This window comes from Dapis hubbardiae BLCC-M172, assembly GCF_050016015.1.
In the GTDB taxonomy this organism is placed as follows: Bacteria; Cyanobacteriota; Cyanobacteriia; order Cyanobacteriales; family Microcoleaceae; genus Trichodesmium.
In genome coordinates this window covers 20928-35863 of sequence record NZ_JBNHEQ010000053.1, presented here as the reverse complement: position 1 = coordinate 35863, position 14936 = coordinate 20928, and the positions used below count along the sequence as shown (strand labels likewise).

The following is a 14936-nucleotide window of genomic DNA, read 5'->3' as shown; positions in this document are numbered from 1 at the left end:
ACCCGGAGGAAAATCAACAGCAAGACACAGATTTTCACGGATGTACGGATGATTCATTCTTATTATTTCAAAAGGGAGAAATAAGAGATAATCAAAAGGAATCAAAATTACCTTTACAAGGGGAACTTCACCCGGAGGAAAATCAACAGCAAGACACAGATTTTCACGGATGTACGGATGATTCTTTTTCTCTTCTTCAAGAGAAAGAAAAGTTCTTAAAATTATCCACAAATTTATTAGTTAGTAAACAAATATTCCGCCTCGAAGGCGAACCAGGAGCAATGACTATTGCTGTTGCTTTAGCTGAAAAAGAATATACAGGCAGAACCGGAAAATTATTATTAGTTGGTACCGGTCCTGGTCAACTAGACCAGATGACATCCGCTGCTCAAACTGCCGTTAGTTATGCAGATGTTGTAATTGGTTATTCACTTTATATTGACTTAATTCAACCATTATTTAATCCCGGACAAATAGTCGAAAAAATGCCAATTACTCAAGAAAGACAACGAGGAGAAAAAGCAATTGAATTAGCCTACTTTGGTTTAACTGTGGCAGTAGTTTCTTCTGGAGATTGTGGAATTTATGGCATGGCAGGATTAGTTTTAGAACAACTTCAAGCAAAAGGTTGGGATGGGAAAACTCCGGCAGTAGAAATATTTCCAGGAGTTAGTGCTTTACAGTCGGCTGCGTCGAGAGTTGGTGCGCCATTAATGCACGATTTTTGTGCTATTAGTTTGAGCGATTTGTTAACACCTTGGGAGGTAATAGAAAAACGTTTAACTGCTGCTGCAATGGCAGATTTTGTCGTAGCAATTTATAATCCTAAATCTCAGAATAGAACGGAACAATTAGTTAAGGCAGTGGATATTTTTTTGGAGCATCGTCAACCAGAAACTCCAGTAGCAATTGTTCGTTCTGCTTATCGAGAAAATGAAGAAATTACTTTAACAAGTCTGGATAAATTATTGGAGGTTTCAGTTGATATGTTGACTGTAATTTTAATTGGTAATCAATCTACAGGAACTTATAATAATTGGATAATTACACCCAGGGGTTATTTAGGGTAATTTCAGTTATCAGTTAGTAGGGACGTTGCATGCAACGTCCCTACTGTTATCAGTACCTCTCAGATACGATTTTTTGAACAGCCTCTGACTTTAATTACTTAGGAGAAATGTTTTATGATTTCTATGAAAAAACTATCCATAGCTTACCTCGGAGCGATAGCTATTGCTTTAGCAATAAACAAACCAGCAAGCGCTAACGTCTTTTTCAATTCTGATACGGGTCACTACTACGAGTATGTTCCAGGTGCATATACTTGGAACCAAGCAAAAGCTAGTGCCGAAGCTCGCTCTTATAATGGTTTGCAGGGATATCTAGCGACCATCACCTCTGAAGCAGAATAGAACTTTATTATTTCCAACATCGGTATACCCACAGAGAATTTCTCTGCACAAGCAGGTGGATGGTTAGGAGCAAATGACGCAGGAACAGAGGGGATTTGGCAATGGGTAACTGGTCCAGAAGCAGGAACAGTATTTTGGCAGAACGGGACACCAATTGGTTACCATAATTTTCACCCAGGACAACCGATCAATTTCAGAAACCAAGAACACTACGCTCATATGTTTAGACCTGGAGGGATTACTTGGAACGATCTGCATGAGTCAGCACCACTAGGCTATTACGTTGAGTACGGTGGCCTTGAACCAGAAGTACCACCGGAACAGGAATCAGTTCCCGAACCCAGTTCAATATTAGGTTTGTTTGCCTTGGGTAGTTTAGGCGTTCGCTCTCTACTATTGCGTATACCGCAATAATACAAAATCATACATTGGCATTTCTAAATCAGTTATTAGAGCGATCGCCTTTCTAGGGGCGAATGGCTATTCGCCCCCTACGAGATAGCGGTGCGACGATGCCAGCTCGCTTGCGGAACCCGCACCATAGGTTTTTTAACGACAATTTTAGTCGAGACGCGCTATAACAATCTTCTTGATTTCCTATAGAAGCCCTAAGTGTATCTCCAGAAAATAGGTTGGAGGGAGAAGTAATTGATAAAAAATGGGTGATAATTGATTTGATGATTGGATGAGTGGGAGATATCTAATACGCCCCATCTCCCCATCTCCCCATCTCCCCATCTCTCTCCTCTGTTTTTAAATAGATCCCTTCAGGGGTTCTATAAATTAGAAGCACGAATTGCTGCACCAATTAATCCCACTTGAGGATTTAATACAATATGAACAGGCACTTTTTCTAATAACGGTCTCATTCGCCCCTTACGGTTAAAAGCCTCCATAAAACTACCTGATTTCATCAGTGGCATAATTTTACCAGCAATACCTCCTGCTACATACACACCACCATAAGGTAAAAGTTTCAGTGCTAAATTTCCCGCTTCCGCCCCATAAGCTTCTACAAACATCTCCAAAGTTTGCTCACACAAGCGATCGCTCTTTTCTAAAGCAGCTTTCCCAATAACCGCCCCTGGATCTACAGTAATCTCAGTTGAGCCAATTTCTTTTTCCCACTGTCTGACTACATCACCTATTTCTGGAGACTCCGTGGCAGATTGGCGATCGCGTAAAAACTGATAAACTGCGACAATTCCCATTCCCGAAACTACTCTTTCCACAGACACTCGATCTATATTATGCTTTTTCAACAAATATTGTAATAGGTGAAATTCTAACTCAGAGCGTGGGGCAAAATCAGCATGACCTCCTTCTGTAGGATAAACTCTAATTGAACCTGCTCCCCGAATCAAAAAACATTCTCCTAATCCTGTACCAGCACCAAGTACAGCTATTGGAGCATCAACTTGAGGTTCCCCTGGTTGTAAAGTCTCCAAATCATCAGGAGTTAAACCCAAAATTCCATAACCCACTGCTTCAAAATCATTAATCAAACTAATGTGAGATATATCTAACTCCTTTTCCATCAGCTTTGCATCCAGCATCCAAGGGAGATTAGTTAGTTTAACTGTATTATTGACAATTGGTCCAGCAATAGCAAAACAAGCTTTTTCTGGTTCTTGTTTCTCTCCTAACTTTTCAGTTGCTTCTTCCAGGAACTTATTTACTATAGGTACTAAATCTGGAAAATCGTGACTAGAGTAACGATTTTCATAGAGATTTCGTAGTTCCACCGCAGCTTTTGATTCTTCTCGTTTTGCTTCTACGAGTTGTAGTATTGTTTTAGTACCGCCAATATCACCAGCTAGTAACAATGTCATAGACTATATCCTCCTGAGCAACTGTTTAATTTTTACCCATTGCATAAATGTGGGATGATTTTAATAGTTTTGTGGAATGGGCATCTTGCCCGTTCCTGATATTTTCCCCAAATTTTAGCAATGCCAATTTTTATTACTATATCGTGTTTAGTCACATAGTTAATTTGGTCTTATTAGAAAGATAAGAATTTATAGTGCTATAGAAATCCGTGCATAGGTTGTGATAAATTAAAAAGTAAATAAAAAATTTGAAACTCTTACCAGATGAGCTGTAGCAATAGTGCCTCTTGCCTAAAAAGCAGTAAGATTTTTGCCACGAATATGCGGAGGATTGCTATATGTATTAAGGTATTTGAAATTTATCAGTCCTGAAACCCTTTGGCAGTCTTTTTTTCCCTTTAGTGTATTATTTATCTTATTAGTCAAAAAGATATCTCGATGTAAAGTCTTTTTATAGGTAAGCATTCAGCTATTAGCTTTCAGCAAACTGACTTTTCTTTTCTTTTCCTTACCTTACCTTCGGAATGCTTTGCAAACGGAATGCTTTGCAAACGGAATGTTTTGCAAACGGAATGTTTTGCTGCGCACATGAAATGCAAAAAAGCGACTTTTCCTCCTGAAAATGAAGTACCATTAATAAAGCTTTTAGAGTACATCAGAAACAATAGCTGATAGCTGAATGCTGAATGCTGAATGCTTACTTTTATAGTCCTTATTATTCCTAACATTCTTTTTGCAAGTGTTGGTGAACCAAGCTATGAAATAATCGCGAGGGTGTTATTAAGAAACCGGGTTTGTTGGAGACATATTTAAGTATGTATCGGCATCCATCTAAAGATAATAGGACTTACGCAAAGAAACCCGGTTTCTAGTTTTCTAGAAAAATCATAAAAATAGTATTAGTTTCCCATCCCCAATATTTCATCAACAGTTAAACTCACATCATCAAAAGCTTGAATAGTTAAGCTATCGCCCCGAAAAAATTGCTGTTTCTGCTGATAACTATTCCCCACAATTTCCCGGTAAACTTCTACTAATTCTTGATTAATATCTATCAACCAAACTTCAAAAATTCCATTCTCAGCATACACAGGTATTTTCACTTCCCGGTCATATTGAATAGTTGAATCTGCTACCTCTATTAATAAAAATATATTTTCTGGTTGTGGATGTTTTCCAGCATCATAATCATCACGCCATTGCAGCAAAACTAAATCTGGTTGTGGTTCACTATCATCATTTAAGTCTATCGGATTCTGAGTATCAACTATCGCTTTTCCAGATAATAGTTTATTAAAAATTCCATTTAAACGCCTCACACAACCAGCATGATAAATACCAATAGATGCCATTTTTACAATTTCTCCTGCTATTAATTCTACTCGGTCATCCTCTTTAAGAATACCTACTTTAACCATTTGATGATATTCTTTGACATTAAACAGTCGTTTTTGTAATTCTACAACCATAATCACCTCTTTTAAGATTTACAAATATGTAGTAATTGACTATTATAACAGTTATAATATTTGTGCAGAAACCGGGTTGATTAATGTCTTAATTTGAAAAAAAAATCATCAGGGTAATCAACCCGGTTTTTTGTTTAATAATTGGGCATAAATTTGATTAATTAGGGTTTGCTGAAAATTATTTCCAAGTAGCAATAGATGATTTAGGGTGCGGAATATGAACCCAATCGTTAACTTATTCAGTGTATAGTTTTCGGAATTTATCTGTTGAGGAAATCTGGGGGATTTGAGAAACAATTACCTCTAACAATTTCACATCATTAATTGCAGAAATTTCCGATAATATTCCCATAGCTTCATCTCCAAATTTTAGTTTTAAACCCATCTCTATTGCCAATAATAACGCTTGTTTAAACGGAATGCTACGCAAACGCGAGCGCTATATTTCGCGATTATTGATGTTATCTTCATCTATTGTCCAATAGTTAGGGTTGGCTGATTAAACCTCAAAAGCTTTACAGGTAAAAGTTTCAGCCTGTTTAGGTCTCATGTTGATGTTTTATTAATCTATTGGACAATAGTTACAATAGTTTCCGCGCGTTATGAAGTACATATGCACAAGCAAGTGCGGCAGCTATATACTTTCATGGAACAAAGCCTCTAACAATGTAAGCATTCAGAAGATATGGAAACTCCAAAAATAGTTTTCGATCCCTGCTTCCACACATTTCTAACCTTACTCCTTATTACTTCTACCAAAATTCACTAAAAGTAAGTAAGCACAGGGAACCAAATAGAGCGCAACAAGAGTCGAACCACCAACACCACCAGCGATCGCCACCGCCAAAGGAGGCCAAAAGCTACCACCTTGTACCAACAAAGGAACAAACCCGATCATCGTAGTTAAGGTTGTGGCAACTACATGACGAGTGGAACCCATAACAACTTGGCGCATAGCTCGACGGTTGCCTATGGATGCTTCGGAGTCTTCCAGAATGGCAGCTAAAACTACTACTGAGTCATTAATGGCAACTCCCACTAAACCAAATGTGCCGATGAGACTCATAAAACCGAAGGGATAACCAAATAACCATAAACTAAAAAATCCTAAACCAATAGCACAAATGGCGACTCCGCCAATAATGGCAGTTGCTCGGAAAGAATTTAAAGATAAAACTAAAATAGAAACTGCTAACAAAAATACTAGAGGTGCTGTGGAAAACAAATTTGCTTCAGTTTCACCTTGTTTTTCTGACTCTCCAGCAATTTCCAACCAATACCCGGATGGTAACTCAAAGTTTGAATCATTTAACTTTTGTTGCCACTCCTGCAAAACTGCAGAAGGTAACACCCCAGCAGCAACAAAACCTTGAATCAAATTTACCCGTCTACCATTACGTCTTTTAACAAGAGAAAATTCAGGCTTTAATTCTACTTTTGCTAAAGCTGATAGGGGTATTGTGTTAGTTGCACTAAATTGGTTTTGATTTAAACTGGAGTTAGTAGGTTGTAAGTCTAGAGATGTAATTTTGCTAAGGTCTCCCCGTTGAGCATTCGACACTCGCACCCGCACTGGTAATTCTTCAGTATCTTCAACAATTGAACCTCCTAAATTTCCCTCCAATAAGCTTTGTAACTGCTGTGACAAACTAGCATGATCTAACCCAGCTAAACGAACTTCTTCCTCATTCACTTGTAGTTTTAGTTGGGGTCTAATTTCACTTAAAGTGTCGCGGGTGTGAATTACGTTAGGAACTTGAACTAAGATACTTCTTGCTTGTTCTCCTAATTCTTGTAGACGATTTAAGTTAGGACCATAAATTCTCATTTCTACTGGTGCATCAAAGGGAGGTCCTTGTTCTAATTGTCGAATCAAAACTTGAGCGTCAGGAAATTTAGTATCAACTTCTGCTTGGAGTAAATTAACAAATTCTGGTTTAGCAATTAAATTTAACTGTAAAATTCCTTGAGCATAATTTGGGTCTTGTCTACCTGATGCTAAGTTGTAGAAATACCGAGGGGAACTACGTCCTAAAAACCACTGTATTTCTTCAATTTCTGGATGTTTTAACATTAGGTTTCTGACTTTTATAGCCGTATTTTTTGTTTTTTTAATGGAGGTTATACCAGGTAGTTCTAATTCTATTTGTAGTTGGTTTCTTTCTGCTGGAGGAAAGAATTGTCGAGGGAGAGTTCTGACTTGAATGAAACCAGTTATCGGTAAAATTAAACTTAAGAATATTCCTAACCATGGACTGCTAAATACACTTCGTACACTGACTTTATAAAGTTTAGTTAAAGAAGAATTTGCAAACCCGGTTTGCCACCATTTTTGTTGAATATGATGCGAATAATAATGATAAATATGATATAGTCTACCTGCCAAACCAGAACCTATGGTTAGAGAAAATATTAAAGAAGAAATAACAGCTAAAATTACACTAATGCCAATCCCACCAGCAAATTCTCCACCAGGACCAGACATTAAAACAATTGGTAAAAATGCTAGAGCTGTAGTTAAAGTTGATGCTGTTAATGGCAGGAATAAATGATTAACAGCATCATTAATAGCAGTTTCAGCGCTCAATCCAGAAAGCATATTTTTAGTAATTCTATCAACAACAATAATTGCTGTATCAATCAATAATCCTAAAGCTACAATTAATCCAATTATTGAGGTTTGATTTACAGAAACATTCAGAAGTTTCATCATCCCTAAAACCATACAACTTGATAAGGGTAATGCTAAACTTACAACAGTTGCAGATTTCCAACCCATTAAAAGTAATGTAATTCCAAATACCAGTATTCCAGTCACGAACAGGTTTAACATCAGACTGTTGAAACGAGCTTGAATATAATTATTTTGATTAAAAATTATCTCAAGTTTCAGACCTTGACCAAGCTCTTGCCGGAATTTTTCTATAGTTGCTTCTGCTGATTTTGCCCAGAGGTCTATTTGATAATCTGATTTAACAAATACAGCTAAAGCAGAACCAGGATAACCATTAATTAATGCAAGTTCATTTGGTGGTTCAGCAATTGTTTTTCTTACTTCAGCAATGTCTCCAAGTCTAGTAAATTCTCCTTGGTTACTAAAGCTAATTGGAATATTCTGAATCCGATATAGGGAATCTAAATCTGAATCAACTTCTAGGAGTAAACCATTATTTTTGCTACGAAATAGACCAGAAGAAACTTTAGCATCACTTTGTTGAATTTGTGCTGATAATTGTTGAGCGGTGAGACCAAGACTAGCTAATTTAGCGGCATCAATTTCTACTAATACTTCTTCTTGAGGATTACCAATTTTGGCAACTTTTTCTGTTCCTGGTAATGCTAATAATTTATCTTTTAATGATTTAGATAAACGGGTAATAATTGCATAATTTGGTTTTGTATCTTGTGACCAAATTAAAGCAGTAATCATAGTATAAGCTCTAGCTTCAAGTTCTTCTAATCGTGGCTGACTTGTACCAGCAGGTAATTGGGGAGCAACTTGATTTAATTGCTCTCTAATTTTTAACCAAACTGTGTCCACGTTTGCTTTTTTAACTGAATCTAATAATTCAATACTAATAGTTGAAATTCCTACTTTAGAAGTTGAATTTGTAGTTTTAATTTCTTCTATTTCAAATAGTTGTTCTTCTATTTTTTCTGTGATTAATGTTTCTACTTGTTCCGCATCAGCTCCTGACGAAAAAGTTGTGATGACTGCAAAGCGGGAGGTTAATTCTGGGTCTTCAAGTCGTGGCAATGTTAAAAAAGATGATACTCCCCAAACCACAATAATTAGTATGGTTAGTATTAATAATCGCAAGTTTCGATAAAATAAAGTTGCCATTTCAGTTATCAGTTATCAGTTAAGAGTTAATAGTTAATAGTTATCTTTCGACTCTTAAAACAATCTATCAGGTTTATATTTTATAGCAATGAGAATTTTGACTTAGTTTTGTCACATTTGTTTTTATTGCGGATATCGCAATAGAAAAATGTAGGGGTTTGTTATCCCAACCCCCTGCAATAAAATTAGGACTTACGCAGGTTAACCCCCCTTTCCCCGGTTTCTCGTAGAAATCTATTGCTCAAAACAACAATTTATCGTAGAAACCGGATTTCTTTGCGTAAGTCCTAAAAATATTACAATAGACCTCTCCAGAAAAGAGGCAACAGGTAACTCTTAACAGGGAACAAGAAGAAATAATTGATAATTTATGGATAAGAATTGATTTTATTTTTTATTTTTGCAGATGTCTAATAATAGATTGCGGCTTTGTTGCATGAAAATATATAGCTGCCACACTTGCTCCGTATATGTACTTCATAATGCGTGGAAACTGCTGTAACTATTAGACTTCTTGCAGAAGTCAGGGAATAGGGAATAGGGAATAGGGAATAGGGAATGAAATTGTTGATTTCATATCTTGAATTGATTTCATCTTTTATTTTTGGAGATGTCTATTGTCCAACAGATGAATGAAACATCAACTATTGTCCAATAGATGAATATAGCACTACGCAAATAGGTTAGGACATTGTTAAATCCTGTTTGCGCAGCATTCCGTAGGAAAACCCTTTTACAATCTTCTGTTCCTAGTTAAGTGTTCCCTGTTCCCTATTCACGCTTCGCGTAGCGCTATAAAATATCAATCTCGGAAAAGAGAGCGATATAGCTGCCACAGTTGCTCCGCGTTTCATGTGCCTAGCAGATATTCTATCGCTACTTTCATGCAACAAAGCCATAGATTGCTATAAATTCTATAGTAATTATCTTGGTCTAGGGAAAAGTGGGAGCAAGATGCTCCCCCTATTTCCTCCAACTTCTCAAACTTCCCACATTTCCTACACTTCCTACTCTACTCCTTGATTACTTTTACCAAAATTAGCCAGAAGTAAATAACAACAAGGAACCAAATAGAGCGCAACAAGAGTCGAACCACCAACACCACCAGCGATCGCCACCGCCAAAGGAGGCCAAAAGCTACCACCTTGTACCAACAAAGGAACAAACCCGATCATCGTAGTTAAGGTTGTGGCAACTACATGACGAGTGGAACCCATAACAACTTGGCGCATAGCTCGACGGTTGCCTATGGATGCTTCGGAGTCTTCCAGAATGGCAGCTAAAACTACTACTGAGTCATTAATGGCAACTCCCACTAAACCAAATGTGCCGATGAGACTCATAAAACCGAAGGGATAACCAAATAACCATAAACTAAAAAATCCTAAACCAATAGCACAAATGGCGACTCCGCCAATAATGGCAGTTGCTCGGAAAGAATTTAAGGATAAGACTAAAATTGAAGTTGCTAACAAAAATACAAGAGGCAGTGTAGAAAACAAATTTGCTTCAGTATTACCTTGTTGTTCGGACTCTCCAGCAACTTCCAACCAATACCCGGATGGTAACTCAAAGTTGGAATCATTTAACCGCTGTTGCCACCCGTTCAGAACTTCGGAAGGTAAAACTCCAGCAGCAATAAAACCTTGAATTAAGTTTACTCGTCTGCCATTACGTCTCCTAATAACCGAAAATTCTGGCTGTAATTCTAATTCTGCTAAAGCTGATAGAGGTATTGTATCAGTTGCACTAAATCGGTTTTGATTTAGACTAGAGTTAGTAGGTTGTAAGTCTAGAGATGTAATTTTGCTAAGGTCTCCCCGTTTAGCGTTCGATACTCGCACCCGCACTGGTAATTCTTCGGTATCTTCAATTATTGAACCTCCTAAATTTCCCTCCAATGAAGTTTCTAATTGTTGGGAAAGGGAAGCTCGATCTAATCCTGCTAAACGAATTTCTTCCTCATTTACTTGTAATTGTAATTGGGGTCTAATTTCACTTAAAGTGTCGCGGGTATGAGTTACTTTCGGAACTTGAACTAACAGACTTCTTGCTTGTTCTCCTAATTCTTGTAAACCCTTTAAATTAGGACCATAAATTCTCATTTCTACTGGTGCATCAAAAGGAGGTCCTTGTTCTAATTTTCTAATCAAAATTTGAGCTTCAGGAAATGCAGTATCAACTTCTGCTTGTAATTTATTAACTAATTCCGACTTAGCAATTGAATCTAACTGTAAAAATCCTTGAGCATAATTTGCAGCTTGTCTACCTGACGTTATGTTGTAGAAATACCGAGGAGAACTACGTCCTAAAAACCATTGTAATTCTTCTATCTCTGGATTTTTCAACATTAAGTTTCTGACTTCTATAGCAGTATTTCTTGTTTTTTCAATCGAGCTTAAACCAGGTAGTTCTAATTCTATTTGTAGTTGGTCTCTATCTACTGGAGGAAAGAATTGTTTAGGGAGATTGCCGACTTGAATTAAACCAATTATTGGTAAAGTTAAACCCAATAATATTCCTAACCAGGGAGTGCTAAATATACTTCTGAGAGTGACTTGATAAATTTCCGTTAAATAAGAATTGGTAAAACCTGTTTGCCACCATTTTTGTTGATTATTCTGAGAATAATGATGATGATTATTGTATAGTTTACCTGCCAAACTAGAACCTATAGTTAGAGAAATAAATAAAGAGGAAAGAACAGCAAAAATCACACTAAGACCAATGCCACCAACAAATTCTCCACCAGTACCAGGCATTAAAACAATTGGTAAAAATGCTAGAACTGTAGTTAAAGTTGATGCTGTTAATGGCATAAATAAATGATTAATTGCCTTATTAATAGCAGTTTCAGCTTTCAGTCCTGAAACTATATTTTTAGTAACTTCATCAACAACAATAATTGCTGTATCAATCAATAATCCTAAAGCTACAATCAATCCAGTTATTGACATTTGATTTAGTTGAACATTCAGAAACTTCATCATTCCTAAAACGATACAACTTGACAAAGGCAATGCCAAACCCACAACAATAGCAGATTTCCAACCCATTAAAAATACTGTAATTCCAAATACCAGCATCCCACTTATTAATAGATTCAAAATCAAACTTTTTAAACGAGTTTCAATATAATTACTTTGATTAAAAATAATCTCCAGTTTCAGACCTTCACCAAGTTCTTGACGGAATTTTTCTATAACTGCTTCTGCCGACCTTGCCCATGAGTCTATTTGATAATTTGATTCTACAAATGCAGCTAAAGTAGAAGCCGGACGACCATTAATTAATGCCAGTTCATTCGGTGGTTCAGCAATTGTTTTTCTTACTTCAGCAATGTCTCCAAGTCGAGTAAATTGCCCTTGGTTACTAAAGCTAATTGGAATATTTTTAATCCGCTCCAAGGAATCTAAATCTGAATCAACTTCTAATATTAAATCATTATTTTGACCGCGAAATAAACCAGAAGAAACCTTAGCATCGCTCTGTTGAATTTGTGCTGATAATTGTTGAGGTGTGAGACCAATACTAGCCAACTTAGCTGCATCAATTTCTACCACTATTTCTTCCTGAGGATTACCAACTTCGGCAACTTTTTCTGTTCCTGGTAATGCCAATAATTCATCTTTCAATAATTCAGATAAACGGGTAAGAATTGCATAATTAGGTTCAGTATCTTGTGACCAAGTTAAAGCAGTAATCATAGCATAAGCTTTAACTTCAAGTTCCTCTAATCGTGGTTTACTTGTACCAGCAGGTAATTGGGAATCAACTTGATTTAATTGCTCTCTAATTTTTAACCAAACTGTATCAGCGTTTGTTGCTTCAACTGAATCTAATAATTCAATATTAATAATTGAACTTCCTACCCTCGAAGTAGAATCATAGTCTTTAATTTCTTCAATTTCAGATAATTCTGCTTCTATTTTTTCTGTAATTAATGTTTCTACTCGTTCCGCATCAGCTCCCGGCCAAAAAGTTGTAATAACTGCAAGACGGGAAGTTAATTCTGGGTCTTCGAGTCGTGGCAATGTGAAAAAGGATGATGTTCCCCAGACAATAATTATTAGTATTGCCAGGATTAATAATCGGAAGTTTCGGTAAAATAAAGTAGTCATTTCAGTTATTAGTTATATTTTATTTAAGGTTTTTTTGCCAAATTTGTGATGTAAAAAAGCTAATTTTGATGTAATATCAAATGTTTGCCTCAGAGTGTTATAAGAAACCGGGTTTATGGGAGGTCAATGGTACGGACGTTGCATGCAACGTCCGTACAAGAGCATTTAATATAAACCCGGTTTCTCTGCTTTTTTACAAGGGATACTAAAACTATATAGCAGTTTTCAAATGGATAAACCACAGTCGATTTGCATCGGGGGCATGATGGAATATTTGTTGATGTCGCAAGTTGAGGAGCAAGAACTTTGAAACTAGCCTTTGACTCCTGTACGGGCGTTTGCGGAGCTTTGCATTAGCACATGGCCATTTCCGTTCCGGAATGCTCCGCAAACGCCCCTACGACTCCTGACTCCTACAGCAGTTTTGTGGTTTACTCAACTGAAAAGCGCTATAATTTCTCCCCCACTCCCCCACTCCCTTACTCCCCACTCCCCCACTCCCCCTGTAATGTAAACGCTCCCCAATAATACGGACTTATCCCTTGCTGCAACATTTGCAATTGGGCTGCCCGCAACGCCTCTACAGGTGACAACTCCTGCTTCAACATTCCTTGATAAAACTGCGACATTAAATCTGCTGTTCTAGAATCATCCACTCGCCACAACGAACCTACTACCCGTTTTGCCCCTGCATACATGAATATCTTTGTCAAACCTACCAAACCTTCTCCTTTAATATCCTTCCCTAAAGCTGTTTGACACGCACTCAATACTACTAATTCTGCTGGTAAATTAAGATTAAAAATATCATTCAGTCGCAGGAAACCGTTTTGCCAGTTGCCGTTTTTATCCACTAACGACATGACAACCCCTGACAATTCTGGTTGCTTACCGTTAGCAAAACCGTGAGTGGCAAAATGTACAATCTGATATTGGGCTAATTCCTGACTGGTTGCTATTTCTCTGTTGGCCTGAAAATCAAAAGCTTGAGTGCGTTCCGACTCTGGTATTAAAGCCATAATTGCTTCTGCTTCAGTGCGAGTACCTGGAAGTCTATCCCATCTAATACCAACATCTCTAGCGGCCCTATCTAATTGTTGTGCCTCTAGGGGGAAAGCTCGACTCCGAGATTCTGCTGTAGATATTGTGGTAGTTTTACCTGTAAACCTAGCATCATCAGGGCTAAATACTGGGTCGGCAATAATAGCCACTTTCTTCGGGGCAAGTTTCCGAGATTTTGTACTATTGCGGATATTGGCAATAGTAGTAACTGAAGGGAGATTTACTATTTCGTGGTTAACTATTAAAGGTTGATAACCATCACTTTCTCCATCGGTATTTGGTATTGATAAGGCAGAAAAAGGAATTCCTTGTAAGAAGCGATCGCCAACTATTAATAGACGTTTTTTGTTTAATTTATCCGCAACTGGTTTGAGCAGAATTTCTGTCAGCTCATCGGCAGTGCTATCAACTTTTGCTATGTTGTTGCCTTCCCCTGGGTTTGTTATTGTCAGCATTAACTCTGTAGCAGCATTTTTGATTTTTGCTTGGGGAGGGAGTTGATAACTGTGGATGCTGTCTTTGGTGACTGCCCACAAATAACTGCTTTTTTTTCCCAGGGAATATTGTAGAAGTAAGGTGTTGTCATCTAATACTTGTTGTTGAACTTTTTTGAGAGTGAGGGGTTGAGGTTCAGTTATATCTGCATAATTTGGGCTGGTGGTACGAATTTTGACGCGTAACTGGTTGTATTCATCTATGAGTTGGTCTCTTGTTTGTTCGATGTTGGCTTTTTGTTCGCAGGTGTATTCTCCACTAAGGAGTTTGATGCGTTGGGTTTCGATGGCATTGAGTTGTTGTTGCAGCTCTGTTTCTGCCATTGCTAGTTTGGGATCTATTCCTTGGCGGATATTGACACTAGCTTCGTTGAGGAGTTCGAGGAAAGCACGGGCGCGACTGCGTTCACTGGCGTGAAAGGCTTTGGCATCGTAACCTTGGTTTGGATTTTGTTTTTGGAGTTGCATGAGTAAGTCGATGTAGAATTCATATCTATCCTGGACGGTGGCAAAGTAGAAGGCGCGGAGTTCAACACTAGCAATTTTGGTACGGAGGTCTTCAATTATTTCTAGGGATTTTTCTATGAAAGTTAGACTTTCAGTGAGTTTGCCTTGGTCTCGTTTGAGCCAAGCGATATTAAAAAGAGTGGTTGCTTCCCCACGGCGATCGCCTATTTGCTCAAGTAGAGGTAAAGCTTGATT

The 14936-nt window shown here is 37.6% G+C and carries 9 protein-coding genes; 3 read left to right on the top strand and 6 right to left on the bottom strand.

Annotation, left to right across the window (positions count from 1 at the left end; genetic code table 11):
* The 3 genes from cobJ to ACP6PK_RS05395 form a co-directional block, all read left to right on the top strand.
* Positions 1–1070 (top strand): precorrin-3B C(17)-methyltransferase (cobJ, locus tag ACP6PK_RS05405; RefSeq protein WP_426558434.1); only part of this gene is annotated, 1070 nt, incomplete at its 5' end.
* A 114-nt stretch (positions 1071–1184) separates the two neighbouring features.
* Entirely contained in the window at positions 1185–1412 is a 228-nt protein-coding gene (locus tag ACP6PK_RS05400; RefSeq protein WP_426558432.1) for a C-type lectin-like domain-containing protein, read from the top strand.
* A gap of 219 nt (positions 1413–1631) precedes the next feature.
* On the top strand, positions 1632–1826 hold the full coding sequence (locus tag ACP6PK_RS05395; protein ID WP_426558430.1) for a PEP-CTERM sorting domain-containing protein: 195 nt from the start codon (positions 1632–1634) through the stop codon (positions 1824–1826).
* A 362-nt stretch (positions 1827–2188) separates the two neighbouring features.
* Here ACP6PK_RS05395 and ACP6PK_RS05390 read toward each other — a convergent pair whose 3' ends face one another.
* The 6 genes from ACP6PK_RS05390 to ACP6PK_RS05365 all read right to left on the bottom strand — a co-directional run.
* On the bottom strand, positions 2189–3244 hold the full coding sequence (locus tag ACP6PK_RS05390; protein WP_426558428.1) for a glucokinase: 1056 nt from the start codon (positions 3242–3244) through the stop codon (positions 2189–2191).
* An 899-nt stretch (positions 3245–4143) separates the two neighbouring features.
* Positions 4144–4713 (bottom strand): Uma2 family endonuclease, encoded by a 570-nt coding sequence (locus ACP6PK_RS05385; protein WP_426558426.1) that lies wholly within the window; start codon positions 4711–4713, stop codon positions 4144–4146.
* A gap of 235 nt (positions 4714–4948) precedes the next feature.
* The gene (locus tag ACP6PK_RS05380) at positions 4949–5098 is read right to left on the bottom strand and encodes a hypothetical protein (RefSeq protein WP_426558424.1); all 150 of its coding nucleotides are present in this window, start codon (positions 5096–5098) and stop codon (positions 4949–4951) included.
* Positions 5099–5449: 351 nt separating this feature from the next.
* Entirely contained in the window at positions 5450–8557 is a 3108-nt protein-coding gene (locus ACP6PK_RS05375) for an efflux RND transporter permease subunit (protein WP_426558422.1), read from the bottom strand.
* Positions 8558–9564: 1007 nt separating this feature from the next.
* Entirely contained in the window at positions 9565–12678 is a 3114-nt protein-coding gene (locus ACP6PK_RS05370) for an efflux RND transporter permease subunit (protein ID WP_426558420.1), read from the bottom strand.
* 479 nt (positions 12679–13157) lie between these two features.
* On the bottom strand, positions 13158–14936 hold a 1779-nt coding region (locus ACP6PK_RS05365), incomplete at its 5' end, for a CHAT domain-containing protein (protein ID WP_426558418.1).